Origin of the sequence: Rhizobium sp. K102 (genome assembly GCF_022385315.1) — a bacterium.
In the GTDB taxonomy this organism is placed as follows: domain Bacteria; phylum Pseudomonadota; class Alphaproteobacteria; order Rhizobiales; family Rhizobiaceae; genus Rhizobium; species Rhizobium croatiense.
In genome coordinates, this window is sequence record NZ_CP092436.1 from 4,164,385 (window position 1) to 4,181,061 (window position 16,677).

Consider the following 16,677-nt stretch of genomic DNA (forward strand, 5'->3'; position numbering starts at 1 on the left):
ATGCTGCTGGATCTCAGGACGATCTATTTCATTGTTGCCGTGAGCTGTTTCGTGCTGGGCATTCTCCAGCTTGCAGCCTATGCCACTGGCCGCTTCGACAGGTGGCCGCTCTGCTGGGGTTTAAGCAACCTGCTTGTCGGCGTCGGATCCTTCCTCGTCGCACTGCGCGGTATCGTTCCCTATTCGGTTTCGGTCGACGGCGGCAATATCGTCACCATCGCCGGCTACATGCTGATGTTCTTTGCCGTGCGCATCTTTTCCGGACGGGGTCTCGACCAACGCTATTTCTGGCTTGCGATCCTCCTCGTCAGCGTGCCTGTCGTGCTTATCGTCAGCGACCCCACCGCGGTATCGGCAAGGCTCCTCTATGTCTCCGTCATCTGCTGCCTCTGCGATCTTGCCATTGCGAGGGAAGCCGTCAGCATCGTCCGGCGCGAAAGGCTGTATTCGGCAGCCCTGCTTGTCGGTCTTTACATTTGCACAGCGATGATTTTTGCCGCGCGCAGCATTCTTGCGGCAACCGGCGAGATCGGCGGGCCGGATCCTTTCGGCGCCAGCGCGGCTCATAGCTGGATGGCGGTGTCGGCCGTCGCCTTCATCATGCTGCGCAGCATGGCGATGGTGCTGATGGCGGCCGAGCGTAGCCGAAATCAGCTGACCGAACTCGCCCATCACGATCCGCTGACCGGTGCCCTCAATCGCGGGGGACTTGCCCAGCGTCTGCCCGCTCTCGGCTCCCAGCCGGTTTCGCTGCTGATCATCGATATCGACCATTTCAAACAGCTGAACGATAGGCACGGCCATGCCGCCGGCGACGAGATCCTGCGGCTCTTTGTCAATGTTTCGAGAAACATCTTGCAGCCCCATGATCTGCTCGCCCGGCAAGGCGGCGATGAGTTCCTGGCGGTGCTGAAAAAGGCTTCCCAAGAAGAGGCGGTAGCGATCGCCGAGCGCATTCGTCTCACTTTCGCAGCCGCCGTCATGCAACAGCCGGATCTGGCCGTCTTTCCGACGCTGAGCATCGGTGTCGCCACGCGCGCACAAAGCGACGGGGATTTCGAGCGGTTGGTCCACAAGGCGGATGAAGCGCTCTATCGCTCGAAGCGCGAAGGCCGCAACCGCGTCGAAACCTTCTGGGAAGGTCAGCAGGCGGCGTAGCTAGAGCCTTTCCTGGTTAGATTGAAGCATTCTGCCGGAGCAGGTTTTCGTCGGGGCAGAGGCGATTGGCGACGGGCATACCCCAAGGTACGTCCGAGCCGATCGCCTCTGATCCCGGCGGAAAGATGCCCGGCCCTTCGGGTTGGCTGAAACGGGCCGGCTGATCGACCGGCCGGCTTGGCCGTAGAGCTGGGCTACGACACGCGCCGGCCGGTCGACCATCCAACTCCGTTTGAGCCAACAGAATGATTCGATCTAACCAGGAAAGGCCCTAAACATCTAGATATTCTGATCCATCGTTTCGGCCGGGATTTCATCGGCGCGGTGAATACGCACGACGGTGGCCGGCACGCCGGCGACCGTGCAATGTTCGGGAACCGCTTTTAGCACGACGCTGCCGGCGGCGATCTTGCTGAAAGCGCCGATTTCGATATTGCCGAGGATCTTGGCGCCGGCGCCGATCATCACGCCGTGGCGGATCTTCGGGTGGCGGTCGCCGGTTTCCTTGCCGGTGCCGCCGAGCGTCACATTCTGCAGGATCGATACTTCATCCTCGATCACTGCCGTCTCGCCGATGACAATGCCCGAGCCATGATCGAGCATGATGGAAGCGCCGATCCGTGCGGCCGGATGGATATCCGGGCCGAAGACCAGCGAGGCAAGATTGGCGAGCCAGGTGGCGATTTCCGGCCGGCCGGCGTTCCAGAGCGCGTGGGCGATGCGGTGTGTCTGCAGCGCATGAAAACCCTTAAGGTTGAGGAGCGCGTGCAGGAACGTCGTGCAGGCCGGGTCGCGCTCGCGCACGGCTGCGAGATCGGCCTCGATCTTCCGCATGATATCGTCGGTGAGGGTGGAGAGGATAAGATCGAACAGATTGCCTGTTTCCACCTGCGTCACCGAAAGCCGCGCCGCCAGCACCCGGGCGATGATCTCATTGTTGCCGATGGCATCCGTTACCTCTGTGGCCAGCAGCCGTCGCAAGATCGGCTCGCGCACGGCAAGTTCGGCCGCCTCGGCGCGGATCACCGCCCAGACGGAGGCATTGTCCGGGGACGGCGGCTGTTGTTCGGCCAAACCGAGGCCGGTCGATTTCGGCATTCCCGTTTCCTCTGTCAGCGACAGCGCAGCCACTTGCTGCGCGCGGTTCATGTTTCGCCTGGCTAGAGCATGATGCCGAAAAGTGTGAGCGGTTTTCGGACGACATCATGCTCTAACTCTTTAATTTAGAACAGGATGATTTTAGGCCGACCGGGCCTAAAATCATCCTGTTCTAGGGCATTTGGCAAGTCCGATGTTCTACGGCCCTGGATCAGACGGCTGTAGGCCACGCGTCAGCTCCGGAAGCCGGCGCCAGTGATAGAGCACGTCGGGCTCTTTTTCCTCATTATCGAGACCATCGGTCTTTTCCTCGACGGAAAAACCGTGCCGCTCGTAGAAAGCGCGGGCGCCGCTATTGCGCTGGAGCGTCCAGAGCCTGATTTCATCCATCTCCTCCCGGGCGCAGCCGAGCAGCAGGGAGCCGATGCCGATATTCTGGAAATCAGGGAGAACGTAAAGCTGTTCGATCCAACCGTCACAATAGGCGATAACGCCGACCAGCCGGTTTCCGATCTCGGCGCCGAGGATGGTGCAATTCGGCAGGAGATGCGTGCGCCAGTACTGCTCTTCTTCCTCAGGCGTATGCAGATCCGGCAGCCAAGGCAATCGCCGCCACAGGGCGACGCGCCTGATTGCCGCCGCCGCCTGCATATGCTCGGCGCCAAGCGCCACGATCTCCGGTTCGGTCACGGCGTCGCCCATTGCCGGCAACAGGAATTCACGCCGAAATATCGATGACGCCGCAATCGCCGGCTTCGGAGGCGAAAGCGAGCAGCTTGCCGTTTGCGCTCCAGCTCATCGCCGTGATCGCCCCCTTGCCGGGGCGGCGCAGCAGCGCTTCCTTGCTGTCGGCGATGCGTACGGCCAGAATCATGCCGTCGATGAAGCCGATGGCAAGAATGTCTTCCAGCGGATGAAATTTCACCGAGGTCGCCATGATATTGGCGCGGGTGCCGAGCTCGAGCGGCGCCTTGCCCATCGGCCCGTCCTTGCCCTGGAAGGGCCAGACGATGGCCGCGGGCGCGCCTGATGAGGCGAGCCATTTGCCCTTCACCGACCAGGACAGCGATTTCACCTTGGCGGGATAGCCGGTCATGCGCATGTGCCGGGCCTCGGCGCCGGGTTTGCTGTCGAGCTTCCAGCCGTGCAAGGCATTTTCCTGCATCGAGGTGACGAGAAAATTGCCGTCAGGCGAGAAGGTGACGCCGGTATGGGCGCCCTTCCATTCGAGATCGACCGGTTTGGCGCTCGTGCCGACCCAATGCAGCGACACGCCATTGTAGCGGGCGGCGGCGATGCGCAGGCCTTTCGGCGCGAAGGCGATGCCTTCGACGGTGCGTTCCTCCGGGAATTCCTTGGTGGTGCCGTCGGCGAGGCGGACGAGCGAGCCCTTGCCATGAGAATAAGCGACGGCGCCTTGCGGGCCGGCCGCGACCTGCGAGATCCACTTGCGCGGCGCCGTCGCGAGTTCGCTGACGCTGCCGTCGGCGGCAATGCGCAGCACCTTGCCGTCCTCGCCGCCCGAGATCAGGCTGTCGCTATAGGGATCGCGGATGGCGGTGAGCATGCCCTGATGGGCCTCGCAAACCCTCTCGCCGCCGCCCAGCCGATGAAACGTGCCGTTTGCGTTTGCGAAGAAGGGGATGTCACCTAAAAATTCGACGGCCAGAACGTGGCCGTCGAGATCAAGCGGTGCAACTGTCGGCATCAGGCGGCTGCCTCGCATGCCTTGAAGGAGGCCTCGAGCTTTTCATGGTCGAGATCGCGGCCGATGAAGACCAGACGGCTTTCATGCTTCTCGCCGTCCTTCCAAGGCCGCTGATGATCGCCCTCGATGATCATGTGCACGCCCTGAACGACGTAACGCTCGGGATCGTCCTTGAAGGCGATGATGCCCTTGAGGCGCAGGATGTTCGGGCCCTGAATCTGGGTGACCTTCTGGATCCAGGGGAAGAAGCGCTCCGGGTTCATCTCGCCGCCGCGCAGCGACACCGACTGCACCGTGACATCGTGAATCGCCGACATCGCGCCATGATGGTGATGGTCATGGTCGTGATGGTGGTGGTCGTGATCATCATGCTGATGATCGTGATCATGGTGATGATGATCGCAATCCGGGCCGCAGACATGATCGTCATGACCGTGCTCGAGGAAATGCGGATCGTTTTCGAGCGCACGCTCCAGGTTGAAGGCGCCCTGGTCGAGCACACGGGCGAGGTCGACGCCCGAGCGGCTGGTCTTGTAAACGCGGGCGGCCGGGTTGATGGCGCGGACGATGTCTTCGATCACGTCAAGTTCTTCCGCGGTCACCAGGTCGCTCTTGTTGATGACGACGACGTCGGCGAAGGCGATCTGATCTTCGGCCTCGCGGCTGTCCTTCAGGCGCAGCGGCAGGTGCTTGGCGTCGACAAGAGCGATGACGGCGTCGAGCTCGGTCTTGGCGCGCACGTCGTCATCCATGAAGAAGGTCTGGGCGACCGGCACCGGATCGGCAAGGCCCGTCGTTTCGACGATGATGCCGTCGAAGCGGCCGGGACGGCGCATCAGGCCTTCGACGACGCGGATCAGGTCGCCGCGCACCGTGCAACAGACGCAGCCATTGTTCATCTCGTAGATCTCTTCATCCGACTCGACGATCAGGTCGTTGTCGATGCCGATCTCGCCGAATTCATTGACGATGACCGCATATTTCTTGCCGTGATTTTCCGACAGGATGCGGTTGAGCAACGTCGTCTTGCCGGCACCGAGATAACCGGTGAGCACGGTGACGGGAATGGGCTTCAGGGTGGCTGTCGCGTCGGTCATGAGAACCTCTAGGATTAGGCGTGGGCCGAGCGTTTTGGATCGGCTGCTTAAACGGTTGGTCTCATATAATGGCATGGGCGCGGCAGTTCAAAGGGTTTTATAATGTTATAAGATCACATCATCTGCCGGTGCGGATCCGTCTTCACCGGAACTCGCCGACGTCGAAGGCATCGACATCTTCCAGCAGTTCCACCAGGCCCCTTACCGCATGGGCAATCAGCGCCTCGCCCTTTTCAGCCGTCGCCGCCGCGGCATTGCCTGCCACGCCTTCGGCATTGAGATCCGACATCTTCCAGCCGAAGGCGTGCGGCCCGTAGGCGCGCAGATGTTTGAAGCGTTCGGCAAATTCCGTCTGTCGCGAAGGGAAATCTGCAGCCTTCGCCATATCGACCCTGTCAGGATGAAGCGCCAGCATGACCGAGGTCTCGATATCGCCGCCATGAACGCCGATCGCCTTTTCCCCCGGCGGGATCACCCCGTCCGGCAGGCCGAAGCGGGTCCAGCTCGTCGCCACAGCCAGCATGGCAAAGCGGCCCCGCGCCTCGGTTGCGACGATGGTCATCAGGGGCGAGTTGCCGCCATGGGCGTTCAGCATCACCAATTTGCGGGTACCCTGCTTGGCCAGGCCTTCGGCAATGCCGAGCCAGCGGTGGACCGCCTCGTCGAAGGCGAGCGTCTTTGTTCCTTCAACATCCATATGCTCTATGGAGTAGCCGACCGATTCGGCGGGCAGGAAGGTGACCGGCAGACCGGCGGGCAGGGCCGCCTTCAATCGTTGGGCGATGCCTTCGGCAATCAGCGTGTCGGTTTCGAAGGGCAGGTGAGGGCCGTGCTGCTCATGAGCACCAAGCGGCAGCACGGCGATCGGGCGGCGCGCGGCAGGGGTCGAGGCCGGGCGGCTTTCGTCGAAGCGGGGCGAAGGCGTCATCATCCGGTCGTTGCCTCTTGTTTATGACGAGATCCTGGGCAATGTCATATCGCAGCGGCGTCGGGGCTTAAAGATCAAAGGGATGGCTATGGGAAAGAAGCATAAGGACGGCAAGAAGAGCAAGTCCAAGAAGAAGGACCAGACGGAGTATACGCTCGTCGATCTCTCGCCGGCGCTGACCCAGGCGGCTCGTTCCATGCGTACGGTGCTGTCGCGCAACCTGTTCGAAAGCGGCCTCTATGCCGGCCAGGACGGCGTCATTCTCTCGCTCGCCGAGAGCGACGGCATGACGGCGGGCGGTCTTGCCCAAAAGCTCGGCGTCAAGGCGCCGACGATGACCCGCACGATCGGCCGCATGGAGGCGCAGGGCTTCCTCGAGCGCAAGCCCGACGCCGAGGATGCGCGCCTGACCAAGGTCTATCTCACGGCGCTCGGCCGCGACAGCGTGCGGGCGATCGAGATGGCGGCCTCGGCCTGCGACAGGCTGGCGACGCTGGAATTTTCAGAAAAGGAAATCCGCAATCTCGTGCGTCTGCTGAAGGCGATCGACGCCAATCTGCAGGCCGAAGCGCTTCCTTTGGAAGAACCTGATGAAGACTGAAATTTCGCTGAAAAGACGAATTGCTTCCGCCTGTTAAATCTTTTAATTAAACATTTTAAGGGACCGCGCCGGTTTTCCGACGAGGTCTGCTGTCTTGCGTGCTGCCTGGAGGAGGACACGTGGTCCAGAAGATCAAGCTTTCGACAATCGCCGAAACGCTCGGCATTTCAACGGCGACCGTATCGCTCGCTTTGCGCGACAGTCCGCTGGTTGCCGGCAATACGCGGGAGAAGATCAAGGAACAGGCGCGCGCGCTCGGCTACATCTACAATCGCCGTGCCGCCAGCCTGCGCACCTCGCGCTCCGGCATCATCGGCGTCGTCGTGCACGACATCATGAACCCCTTCTACGGCGAGATCCTGAAGGCGATCGAAAGCGAGCTCGATCGCAGCCGCCACACCTTCATCCTTTCCAACCATTACGACAATGTCGAAAAGCAGCGCACCTTCATCGAAACGCTCCTGCAGCTCGGCGGCGACGGCGTCATCATGTCGCCGGCGATCGGCACGCCGCCGGAAGATCTACAGCTGGCGGAGGAAAACGGCATGCCGGCAATCCTTGTCGCCCGCTCGATGGACGGTCTGGAACTGCCGACCTATCGCGGTGACGACAGTTATGGCATTTCTCTTGCCACCAACCACCTGATCGGCCTCGGTCACCGCTCGATCGCGATGATCGGCGGCACGGACCAGACGTCCACCGGCCGCGACCGCTACCAGGGTTATGTCAATGCGCTGCGCAAGGCCGGCATCGAAGTCGATCCGAACCTGCGCATTCCCGGTCCGCGCTCGAAGCAGGGCGGTTTCGAGGCCGCGGTGCATTTCCTCTCGCTGCCGCAGAAGCCGACGGCGGCCGTCTGCTGGAACGATCTCGTCGCCATCGGCCTGATGAACGGCATTGCCCGTGCCGGACTGGTGCCGGGGCGCGACATTTCCGTCACCGGTTATGACGATCTCGAGGAAGCTTCGATCGCCACACCGGCGCTGACGACCGTCTGGAACGGCCAGACCGAAGTCGGCCGCCTGGCTGCGCGCGCGCTTCTCGATCGTCTCGCCGGCAGCCACGAACCTGACGGCATGCATCTCATCAAGCCGGAAATGCGCATCCGCCAGTCGACCAGTCCCCATCGGCCCCGCGCCTGAACCAGACCCCGTCCAAGAGGAAAAGCCATGTCCCGCATCGCCATTCTCGTTCCTGGGAAGATACACGAGCGTGTTCTCGAAAGGCTGAAGGATCGTTTTGAGATCATTGCCGTCGCCCGCGAGGAGAAGCTGGCGCTCAACGGCGAGACAGCCGGCCGCATCCGCGGCGTCGCCGTCTCCGGCGCTTTTCCAGGTGCCTGGATGGACCAGCTGCCTGGCGTCGAGGTGATCGCCAGTTTCGGCGTCGGGTATGACGGAATGGATGTAAAACGGGCGGCCGAAAAGGGCATCGTCGTCACCAATACGCCTGACGTTCTGAACGACGAGGTTGCCGACACGGCGATCGGCCTGCTCTTGAACACGATCCGCGAATTGCCGCGGGCCGAAGCCTGGCTGCGCGCGGGCAACTGGAAGCCGGGCACGGCCTATCCCTTGTCGCGTTTCTCGCTCAAGGGCCGTCACGTCGGGCTCTACGGCCTCGGCCGCATCGGGCTCGAGATTGCCAAACGGCTGGAGCCGTTCAAGGTGAAGATCAGCTATCACACACGGTCGCGCCATGCCGATGCGCCCTATGAATATTACCCGACGCTGAAGGGACTGGCCGAGGCGGTGGACACATTGATCGCCATCGTTCCGAAGACGCCGCAGACGCACAAGACGATCGATGCCGATATTCTCGCCGCTCTCGGTCCGAACGGCATCCTCGTCAATGTCGGCCGCGGCTGGACGGTGGATGAAGAGGCGCTGAGTGCGGCTCTGGCGTCAGGCGCGCTCGGCGCGGCCGGCCTCGACGTCTTCTATGAAGAGCCGACCGTGCCGGCGACGCTCATGGAACCGGCCAATGCCGTGCTGCTGCCGCACGTCGCCTCGGCCTCCGTGCCCACGCGCAATGCGATGGCCGACCTCGTGGCCGACAATCTGATCGCCTGGTTCGAGAAGGGGACGGCGCTGACGCCGGTGCCGGAGACACCGCAAAAGGTTTAGACGCGATGGTTCAAGCTGGCGCACTTGACCTGGCCAGTGGTCAGGCGATCGCCTGCGCCGCGGTCACGGGCGGTTTGGCGGCGGCATAACTGCGAACGGCGTCGCCGAAGGCGGCAAACAGCCGGTTCGACGTCTTGTCGGTTTCGGCCCAATATTCCGGATGCCATTGCACGCCGACAGCGAAGGCCTTGGCATCGATGACGGAAACGGCCTCCACGGTGCCGTCCTCGGCGGTGGCCTCCACCTGCAGGCGCGGCGCGGTCCTGGCGATCGCCTGGCGATGCAGCGAGTTGACGCGGATATCGCCCGGGCCGATGATGCCGGCAATACAGGACCCTTCCTTGACGTGGACAGTCTGGCGGATGGCGTACATGCCGTCACGGTCGACGCCTTCCGGCCGGCGATGGTCCCAGATGCCGGGTTGCTCGTGGATCTCGCTTGCCAGCGAGCCGCCGAGAGCGACATTCAGCTCCTGAATGCCGCGGCAGATGGCGAGCAGCGGGATGGCGCGATCGATGGCGCGGCGGATGAGCGGCAGGCTTGTGGCGTCGCGGGCGGGATCGAAGGGACCGTCCTTGTCATTCGCCTCGGCGCCGTAAAGCGAAGGATGCACATTGCTGGCCGAGCCCGATACCAGCAGACCATCGACGCGGTCGAGGATCGCGTCTGTGTCGTAGCCCGCCTCGAAAGCCGGGATGACAAAGGCCATGACGCCGGCCGCATTCAACGCGGCGCTGAGATATTGATGCTGCACGGCGTGCCAGGTCGCGCCGTCGAAGCTGCGGATATCGGCAGGAATGGCAACGATCGGTTTCGTCATGTTCGCCCCGGTGAAATCTTCTGCTTGTCGTTTCTGCCGCCAGAATGGCCGCGAAGTCAACGTTTGGCTGCAGCTGGCGGCCGATTTCCGCCAGCGCCTCGTCGTGGCGTCTGTCCTCGCGGCTAAGCTGCTGATTTTGATGGGCGCCTGCGTGTTGCCTTATTGCCGTCTTGATGCCAAAGGCTAATAGACTAAAGCTTGAATCGCGGCCCTCGCCATGCTTAGCTCTGCCCTCGCTGCGGGTAGGGGTGAAGATTGGCCGCGCAGTGCCATCTATACGGGAGGTTTTTGATGGATCGTCGTTCGTTTTTCAAGAAGGCGGGAACCGCCGGGGCCGGCGCGGTTGCCGCAACGGCATTGGCAGCGCCTGCGATCGCGCAGGAGAATCCGAAGATCGCGTGGCGCATGACGTCGTCGTTTCCGAAGAGCTTGGATACGATCTATGGCGGTGCCGAAGACATCGCCAAGCATGTTGCCGCCGCAACCGACGGCAATTTCACCATCCAGCCTTTCGCGGCCGGTGAAGTCGTGCCGGGTCTGCAGGCCGTCGATGCGGTGGCTGCCGGTACGGTCGAGGCAGCCCACACCACCTCTTATTATTTCGTCGGCAAGGATCCGACCTACGCCATCGGAACGGCGATCCCCTTCGGCCTCAACAGCCGCCTGACCAATGCCTGGTTTAATGACGGCAACGGCAACAAGCTGATGAACGAGTTTTATGCCACGCAGGGCATGTATGCTTTGCCGGCCGGCAATACCGGTGCCCAGATGGGCGGCTGGTTCCGCAAGGAAATCAATACGCTCGATGACCTGAAGGGCGTCAAGATGCGCATCGCCGGCCTTGCCGGCCGGGTCATGGAGAAGGTCGGCGTCGTCCCGCAGCAGATCGCCGGCGGCGACATCTACCCGGCGCTTGAAAAGGGCACGATCGATGCGGCGGAATTCGTCGGTCCCTATGACGATCTGAAGCTCGGCTTCCACAAGGTGGCGAAATATTACTATTATCCGGGCTGGTGGGAAGGCGGCCCGACGGTGCATGCGTTCTTCAATCTCGACAAATGGAGCAACCTGCCGAAGCACTACCAGGCAGCGCTCACCGACGCCTGCGCCTTCGCCAACACCAACATGCTGGCGAAATACGACACGAAGAACCCGACGGCGCTGAAGCAGCTCGTCGCCGAAGGCGCGACGCTGCGCCCGTTCAGCCAGGAGATCATGGAGGCCTGCTTCCAGGCGGCCATGGGCATCTACGGCGAAATCGCGGCCAACAACCAGTATTTCAAGAAGATCTACGACGACCAGACCGCTTTCAAGCGCGACGCCTATCTGTGGATGCAGCTCTCGGAATACACGTTTGATACGTTCATGATGATCCAGCAGCGGGCTGGCAAGCTCTGAGGGCTTCCATCGGCGCCTGACACGAACGCATACCAAAACCCCGGATCGCTTGGTCCGGGGTTTTGTTTTGGCCCTGTTATTTTGGGGGAGTTATTTCGCAGGTGGCGGCGGGGCTCCCGGCAAGCCGAGCGGCGGCAGGTTCAGGCCGGGGATCTGCGGCGTGCCATTGCCGCCGCCGCCCACCGGCGGCAGGCCGAGCTGGCCGCCGAAGCCCGGCACTTCGATCTTGATCGAGTTCGGGTCGACCTTCGGGCCGTGATCCAGCCAGTAGGTGACCGATTGCGGCCAGAAGATCACGATTGCCACCAGGATGATCTGCATGCCGACCCAGGGCAGCGCGCCCATATAGATATCGGAGGTCTTGACGTCCTTGCTGGCGATCGAGCGCAGATAGAAGAGCGCGAAGCCGAAGGGCGGATGCATGAAGCTCGTCTGCATGTTGACGCAGATCAGCACGCCGAACCAGATCAGGTCGATGCCGAGACTGGAAGCGACGGGGGCGAGCATCGGGATGACGATGAAGGCGATTTCGAAGAAATCGAGGAAGAAGGCGAGCACGAAGATGAAGATGTTGACAAAGATCAGGAAGCCGACCGGGCCGCCAGGGATGCCCGAGAGCATGTGCTCGATCCAGCGCGAACCGTCCATGCCCTGGAAGACCAGGCTGAAACAGGTGGAGCCGATCAGGATCATCACCACCATCGAGGTGATATGGGTGGTCGACGTCATCGCCTCACGGATCAGCGGCCAGGTGAGACGGCGATGCAGGGCGGCGAGCCCCATGGCGCCGACCACGCCGAGCGCGCCGGCTTCCGTCGGCGTCGCAAGCCCCATGAAGATCGTGCCGAGCACGAGGAAGATCAGCACGATCGACGGCACCATGCCCATCAGCACTTTGGCGAGCAGCGCCCAGTCAAGGTTGCCGCGCACCTCTTTCGGCAGCGGTGGCATCGATTTCGGCCGGATGATCGACATGACAAGGATGAAGAGGACGAAGATCGCCACCTGCAGGATCGAGGGGCCGATCGCGCCGAGATACATGTCGCCGACCGATCTGCCGAGCTGGTCGGCGAGGACGACGAGCACGAGCGAGGGCGGGATCACCTGGGTGATGGTGCCGGAGGCGGCGATGACGCCGGTGGCAAGGCGCGGGTTGTAACCGTAGCGCAGCATGATCGGCAGCGAGATCACGCCCATGGTGATGACGGAGGCGGCCACCGTGCCGGTGATGGCGCCGAGGACGGCGCCGACCAGGATGACGGCATAGGCGAGGCCGCCGGGAATGCCGCCAAAGAGCTTGCCGGTGCCTTCGAGCAGATCCTCGGCAAGGCCGCAGCGTTCCAGCACCGCGCCCATGAAGGTGAAGAAGGGAATGGCGAGCAGCAGGTCGTTGGAGACGATGCCGAAAAAGCGCAGGGGCAGCGCTTGCAGAAAGGCTTCGCTGAAATGGCCGGTGGCGATGCCGATGATGCCGAAGAACAGTCCGACGGCGGCGAGCGAAAAGGCGACCGGAAAGCCGTAGAGCATGAAGATGACCATGCCCAGGAACATGGCCGGCGGAATAATGCCGAAATCAAACAAATCCGTTCCTCCCGGGGCGCTATTGCAGCGGCTTTTCGTATTTTGTGTCGATGCTGATATAGCCGGTGAGGGCGGCGATCCGCTTGATCAGCTCGGAGACGCCCTGAAGGGACAGCAGCCCGAAGCCTGCGACCAGGATCAGCTTGACGGGCCAGCGGATCAGTCCGCCGGCATTGCCCGATATTTCCCCCTGCCGGTAGGACAGCGCGAAGAAAGGCCAGCAGAGCCAGGTGAGGAAGATGCAGACGGGGATGAGGAACAGGATGAGGCCGACGATGTCGATCCACATCTTCGCCTTGTCGGACACGGCGCCATAGATCAGGTCGACGCGGACATGCTCATTGTTGCGCAGCGCATGCGAGGCGCCGAGCATGACGACGAAGGCGAACAGATACCACTGGATTTCCAGCCAGCCGTTCGAACTGTAGTTGAAGGCATAACGGACGATGGCGTTTCCGGCGCTGATCAGACAGCAGAACAGCACCATATATTCGGAAAGTTTGCCCATGATTTGACTGACCGAATCGATCAGCCGGCTTGCCGCCAGAAGTCCCGACATTCGTTTCCCTTATTCTTGTCCTGCCGTTATTCGGCAGCTTTCCCTCTTTGGAATCGGTGTAGACCACGGCCCTCGAAATTGGAAGGATAAATGCCGCGCATTGGCGCATAGTCGTATAGCGCCGTCTCCTTTCTCGCGCGCTTCGGATTTTTCCGAAAACGATTCCGATTTTCGGGGTTGAGGCGCCACTAAGACGGCCGGCCCGCATGGCCGGTAAATATTTTAACAACCCAGGCGTGGATGATTATTTCAACAATCTCGCGACAAGGCTGCATTATCACGCCAAGGCTGTGCTGTTCATCCTGGGGTTTTAGAAAATTTGACCAAATGTTTGATTCGATTGAAATCAATTTTTAAAGGGTTGCCTCTAGAATTCCCGCGCACAGGGAAAGTGTGGATGAAGCCAGATAGCCCGAACAGGGTCCCCTTAGATGTGTATCTGTCGTTTGTGAGTTCCCTTTCCGGGAACCGCATGACGCTTCTTGCTGGCGTAATCGTCCACGTGGCGACATGCCTTGCCGTCGCCGCCAAGACACAGTCTTCCGTCTACATTCTCCTCTCTGCCGCCTTCCTTCTGGTCTTCAGCGCGCGCATGGCCATCTTCCGGCAGTTTGACCGTGTCGACAAGGAGAGGCTGTCGCACGCCGGAATCGAGCGTTGGGAGCGGATTCTGGTTGCCGGTGCTGCCTGCACCACGGCATTGCTTGGTATCGCCAGCGGCTACGCGATCTTCGTCGTGCGCGATTCCTTTGCCGAGCTTGCCTGCATTGCCGTCACTATGGCAACAATGGTTTCGGTCGTCGGCCGCAACTACGGTTCGCGCCTCGCGGTCGACCTTCAGACATTCTCCTGCTGCCTGCCGATGATCGTCTGCAGCCTGTTGGCGCTGGATTTCTACCGCGGTCTACTGTCGATCTTCCTTATTCCCTTCTGGCTGACGACGCGGGCAATGGCGAATGGCGTGCGCGAGTTCCTTTACGATAACGTGATCGCGCGCCGAGAAATCACCATGATCGCCGACCGTTTCGATACGGCGCTCAACAACATGCCGCATGGCTTGGTGATGGTGGATGTGGAAAACCGCATTCAGGTCGTCAACCGCAAGGCCTGCGAGCTTCTGAAGATCGGTGCGCCGGAGCGGCTGAAGGACCGCGATCTCGGCGCGGTGCTGCGTTACGGCGCACGCTACAGCTTCATGGATGCCTCGCAGCCGGAGCTCATCCTGCGCCAGCTCACCCAGGTCGCCGACGGCAACCTGTCACGTACGCTCATTCATTTCCCTGAGAACCTGTCGCTTGAATTCTCCGCCAGTCGGAGGGCCGACGGCGGAGCCGTTCTGATCTTCGAAGACGTGTCGAGCCGGGTGAAGGCGGAGCAGAAGATCATGCACATGGTCCGCTTCGATGCGCTGACCGGCCTTCCGAACCGCGAATATTTCGGACAACTGGTCCAGGAATATCTCGCCAGGCACCCGCGCAAATCAGGACCGCTCGGCTTCATGGTTCTTGATATCGACGAGTTCAAACATGTCAACGACATGCGTGGTCACGTCACCGGCGACCATCTGCTTTGCGCCATCGCCGCCCGCATCAAGCAGGCTTGCGGCAATGCCATCCTCGGACGGTTGATGGGCGATCAGTTCATCCTGTTCTTCCCGCATGCGAAGGAGCCCACATCGCTCGAGCTCTCGATTCGCCGCGTGCACGCCGCGATCCAGGGCCATTACGAGGTCGACGAGCTGACCTTCCTCGTGTCGCTCAGCGCCGGCTACGCGATCCTCGAAAGCTCGGCCTTCGCAATGGACGAGTGGAGCGTCAAGGCGGATCTTGCCCTGTTCGAGAGCAAGTCCCGCCTCAAGGGCGGCATATCCGGATTCGAGCGCGAGATGGACGGGCGCTATATCGAGCAGCAGAAGCTGAAGGCAGACCTGCGCGAAGCGGTTTCGGCGCAGGCGCTGCATCTCGTCTTCCAGCCGATGTTCCGGGCCGATGGCACACGGATAGAATGCGCCGAGGCCCTAGCGCGCTGGGTGCATCCGGAGAAGGGCTCGATTCCGCCCGACGTCTTCATCCGGCTTGCCGAAGAGATGGGCATTATCTCCGACATCACCCGTTTCGTCCTGTTCAAGGCCTGCACCGAGTGCATGAGCTGGCCGGACCATATCGCCGTCTCGGTCAACCTCTCGGCGCGCGACCTGCGCGATGCCGATATCCTTTCCGTGGTCGCCGATGCGCTCGCTCATTCCGGCCTCGATGCGGCGCGGCTGCATCTCGAAGTCACCGAAAGCTGCCTGATCGACGAGCCGCAGGCCGTGCGCGCCATCCTCGCGGAGCTGAGGGCCCGCGGCATCACCATCGCCATTGACGATTTCGGCACCGGTTTCTCCAGCCTCAGCTATCTCGACACGCTGCCGCTCGATATCGTCAAGATCGACCGTTCCTTCGTGCGCAACATCGTCGAGGATACCCGCCGTCTCAAGCTGTTGCGCGGCACGGTCCATCTCGCCCGCGAACTCGGCCTGAAGATCGTCATCGAGGGCGTCGAGACCGAGGAGCAGCTCGCGCTGCTCAACAAGCACCGCAGCACCGATCTGGTGCAGGGCTATGTTTTCTCGCAGCCGGTGCCTTCCCAAAACATCCCGCTGTTGCAGCAGGGCATCGGCCGCCGCCCCGTGCAACGTCGCCGCAATAAGGTCGCTTGAGCGCTCTGTGAGCGCCAATTCTTCCGCTGACAATCCCCCGCACCGTTAACCTTAATAGTTTATATACGGGCCGAATTATCGGATTTCCTTGCCTAAATTTCACCGGCGTATGATTAATGATCCGTTAACGAGCGGATCGAGAGAATGTCAGAGACACTGTTCAAGCGTGGTGATTTCAGCACGAAAATTTTGGATATTTTGGATCATGTCGAATATCGCCGCGTCGAAAGCAGCGAAGACATGGAACAGGTGGAACGCCTGCGTTACAAGGCTTACAAGGCCCATGACGTCCTGGCGCTCGCTCCGAAAGGTCTGCTTGATGACAGCGATTTCGACAGCCACGCCTATATTTTCGGGTTGTACTATTATGGTGAGCTGATCAGCACGATCCGAGTTCATTATGTGACACCTGATCACCGCCTCAGTCAGTCCGGCGGCGCCTTTCCCGAGGCGATGGACGAGCTCCTGGATGCCGGGTTGACGTTGATTGATCCGGCGCGTTTCGCAGCTGACCCGGAACTCACCGCGGATCTGCCCTGGGTTCCCTATCTGACGCTGAGACCCACCATCGTTGCGGCCGCTTATTTCCGCGCAGACCGTGTGCTTCAGTTCGTTCGACCGCCGCATGCCGCTTTCTATAAGCGGGTCTTCTATGCCGACACGATCGTCCCCGGCCGACTGGCGAAGAATTACGGGATCGACATGACGCTGATGGCGACGAATGTGGTCGAAGTCGGGCGCAAGCTGTTGACGCGCTATCCCTTCTTCATCTCCAGCGCCAGCGAGCAGCGTATGATGTTCTCGCGCAATCCCAACGACACGTTGCCGCCGCTCACCATTATTCCGACGGCGCGTTTCGTGCCGCCGGGTGAACTCGGCACTGACCTGCCGCTCTGATTTCT

The 16,677-nt window shown here is 61.4% G+C and carries 16 protein-coding genes; 8 read left to right on the forward strand and 8 right to left on the reverse strand.

Features of this window, described 5'->3' with window-relative positions; translation table 11 throughout:
- Complete coding sequence (locus tag MHI61_RS26415) at positions 1 to 1,158, forward strand: GGDEF domain-containing protein (RefSeq protein ID WP_239791173.1); 1,158 nt, start codon at positions 1 to 3, stop codon at positions 1,156 to 1,158.
- 279 nt (positions 1,159 to 1,437) lie between these two features.
- On the opposite strand, the gene cysE is transcribed toward MHI61_RS26415, so the two are convergent.
- From cysE to MHI61_RS26440, 5 genes are all read right to left on the reverse strand, one after another.
- Positions 1,438 to 2,256: a serine O-acetyltransferase gene (gene cysE / locus MHI61_RS26420; protein WP_239791174.1), complete on the reverse strand. Its 819-nt coding sequence runs from the start codon at positions 2,254 to 2,256 to the stop codon at positions 1,438 to 1,440.
- A gap of 198 nt (positions 2,257 to 2,454) precedes the next feature.
- Entirely contained in the window at positions 2,455 to 2,958 is a 504-nt protein-coding gene (locus MHI61_RS26425) for a GNAT family N-acetyltransferase (protein WP_239791175.1), read from the reverse strand.
- Between the two features lie 16 nt (positions 2,959 to 2,974).
- Positions 2,975 to 3,964, reverse strand: coding sequence for a WD40 repeat domain-containing protein (locus MHI61_RS26430; RefSeq protein WP_239791176.1), 990 nt, complete (start codon positions 3,962 to 3,964; stop codon positions 2,975 to 2,977).
- Entirely contained in the window at positions 3,964 to 5,061 is a 1,098-nt protein-coding gene (locus MHI61_RS26435; RefSeq protein WP_239791177.1) for a GTP-binding protein, read from the reverse strand. The genes MHI61_RS26430 and MHI61_RS26435 overlap by 1 nt, the downstream gene beginning before the upstream one ends.
- A gap of 142 nt (positions 5,062 to 5,203) precedes the next feature.
- Positions 5,204 to 5,992: a creatininase family protein gene (locus MHI61_RS26440; RefSeq protein ID WP_239791178.1), complete on the reverse strand. Its 789-nt coding sequence runs from the start codon at positions 5,990 to 5,992 to the stop codon at positions 5,204 to 5,206.
- Positions 5,993 to 6,077: 85 nt separating this feature from the next.
- Between MHI61_RS26440 and MHI61_RS26445 the strand changes: the two genes are divergently transcribed.
- The 3 genes from MHI61_RS26445 to MHI61_RS26455 all read left to right on the forward strand — a co-directional run bounded on the left by MHI61_RS26445 (position 6,078) and on the right by MHI61_RS26455 (position 8,716).
- Complete coding sequence (locus MHI61_RS26445; RefSeq protein ID WP_041683777.1) at positions 6,078 to 6,590, forward strand: MarR family winged helix-turn-helix transcriptional regulator; 513 nt, start codon at positions 6,078 to 6,080, stop codon at positions 6,588 to 6,590.
- A gap of 119 nt (positions 6,591 to 6,709) precedes the next feature.
- On the forward strand, positions 6,710 to 7,732 hold the full coding sequence (locus MHI61_RS26450) for a LacI family DNA-binding transcriptional regulator (RefSeq protein WP_020922290.1): 1,023 nt from the start codon (positions 6,710 to 6,712) through the stop codon (positions 7,730 to 7,732).
- 27 nt (positions 7,733 to 7,759) lie between these two features.
- Positions 7,760 to 8,716, forward strand: coding sequence for a 2-hydroxyacid dehydrogenase (locus tag MHI61_RS26455; RefSeq protein ID WP_239791179.1), 957 nt, complete (start codon positions 7,760 to 7,762; stop codon positions 8,714 to 8,716).
- A 40-nt stretch (positions 8,717 to 8,756) separates the two neighbouring features.
- Here MHI61_RS26455 and MHI61_RS26460 read toward each other — a convergent pair whose 3' ends face one another.
- The gene (locus MHI61_RS26460) at positions 8,757 to 9,536 is read right to left on the reverse strand and encodes a gamma-glutamyl-gamma-aminobutyrate hydrolase family protein (RefSeq protein ID WP_239791180.1); all 780 of its coding nucleotides are present in this window, start codon (positions 9,534 to 9,536) and stop codon (positions 8,757 to 8,759) included.
- Between MHI61_RS26460 and MHI61_RS26465 the strand changes: the two genes are divergently transcribed.
- Both MHI61_RS26465 and MHI61_RS26470 read left to right on the forward strand, forming a co-directional pair.
- Entirely contained in the window at positions 9,514 to 9,723 is a 210-nt protein-coding gene (locus MHI61_RS26465; protein WP_183841554.1) for a hypothetical protein, read from the forward strand. The genes MHI61_RS26460 and MHI61_RS26465 overlap by 23 nt on opposite strands.
- 104 nt (positions 9,724 to 9,827) lie before the next feature.
- Entirely contained in the window at positions 9,828 to 10,934 is a 1,107-nt protein-coding gene (locus MHI61_RS26470; RefSeq protein WP_239791181.1) for a TRAP transporter substrate-binding protein, read from the forward strand.
- Positions 10,935 to 11,024: 90 nt separating this feature from the next.
- On the opposite strand, the gene MHI61_RS26475 is transcribed toward MHI61_RS26470, so the two are convergent.
- Both MHI61_RS26475 and MHI61_RS26480 read right to left on the reverse strand, forming a co-directional pair.
- Positions 11,025 to 12,515, reverse strand: coding sequence for a TRAP transporter large permease subunit (locus MHI61_RS26475; protein WP_239791182.1), 1,491 nt, complete (start codon positions 12,513 to 12,515; stop codon positions 11,025 to 11,027).
- Between the two features lie 19 nt (positions 12,516 to 12,534).
- Positions 12,535 to 13,074, reverse strand: coding sequence for a TRAP transporter small permease subunit (locus MHI61_RS26480; RefSeq protein WP_097664187.1), 540 nt, complete (start codon positions 13,072 to 13,074; stop codon positions 12,535 to 12,537).
- Between the two features lie 397 nt (positions 13,075 to 13,471).
- On the opposite strand from MHI61_RS26480, the gene MHI61_RS26485 reads away from it, so the two are divergent.
- Both MHI61_RS26485 and MHI61_RS26490 read left to right on the forward strand, forming a co-directional pair.
- Positions 13,472 to 15,775, forward strand: a complete 2,304-nt coding sequence (locus MHI61_RS26485) for an EAL domain-containing protein (protein ID WP_239791183.1) — start codon at positions 13,472 to 13,474, stop codon at positions 15,773 to 15,775.
- Positions 15,776 to 15,919: 144 nt separating this feature from the next.
- Entirely contained in the window at positions 15,920 to 16,672 is a 753-nt protein-coding gene (locus tag MHI61_RS26490; RefSeq protein ID WP_222139414.1) for a hypothetical protein, read from the forward strand.
- The last annotated feature ends 5 nt before the right edge of the window (positions 16,673 to 16,677 follow it).

Coding starts and splice junctions, on each gene's coding strand:
- MHI61_RS26460 (WP_239791180.1), bottom strand. CDS start 9,536: ATGACGAAACCGATCGTTGCCATTCCTGCCGATATCCGCAGCTTCGAC.
- MHI61_RS26480 (WP_097664187.1), bottom strand. CDS start 13,074: ATGTCGGGACTTCTGGCGGCAAGCCGGCTGATCGATTCGGTCAGTCAA.
- MHI61_RS26470 (WP_239791181.1), top strand. CDS start 9,828: ATGGATCGTCGTTCGTTTTTCAAGAAGGCGGGAACCGCCGGGGCCGGC.
- MHI61_RS26435 (WP_239791177.1), bottom strand. CDS start 5,061: ATGACCGACGCGACAGCCACCCTGAAGCCCATTCCCGTCACCGTGCTC.
- MHI61_RS26490 (WP_222139414.1), top strand. CDS start 15,920: ATGTCAGAGACACTGTTCAAGCGTGGTGATTTCAGCACGAAAATTTTG.
- MHI61_RS26415 (WP_239791173.1), top strand. CDS start 1: ATGCTGCTGGATCTCAGGACGATCTATTTCATTGTTGCCGTGAGCTGT.
- MHI61_RS26425 (WP_239791175.1), bottom strand. CDS start 2,958: ATGGGCGACGCCGTGACCGAACCGGAGATCGTGGCGCTTGGCGCCGAG.
- MHI61_RS26455 (WP_239791179.1), top strand. CDS start 7,760: ATGTCCCGCATCGCCATTCTCGTTCCTGGGAAGATACACGAGCGTGTT.
- cysE (WP_239791174.1), bottom strand. CDS start 2,256: ATGCCGAAATCGACCGGCCTCGGTTTGGCCGAACAACAGCCGCCGTCC.
- MHI61_RS26440 (WP_239791178.1), bottom strand. CDS start 5,992: ATGATGACGCCTTCGCCCCGCTTCGACGAAAGCCGCCCGGCCTCGACC.
- MHI61_RS26445 (WP_041683777.1), top strand. CDS start 6,078: ATGGGAAAGAAGCATAAGGACGGCAAGAAGAGCAAGTCCAAGAAGAAG.
- MHI61_RS26485 (WP_239791183.1), top strand. CDS start 13,472: ATGAAGCCAGATAGCCCGAACAGGGTCCCCTTAGATGTGTATCTGTCG.
- MHI61_RS26465 (WP_183841554.1), top strand. CDS start 9,514: ATGGCAACGATCGGTTTCGTCATGTTCGCCCCGGTGAAATCTTCTGCT.
- MHI61_RS26430 (WP_239791176.1), bottom strand. CDS start 3,964: ATGCCGACAGTTGCACCGCTTGATCTCGACGGCCACGTTCTGGCCGTC.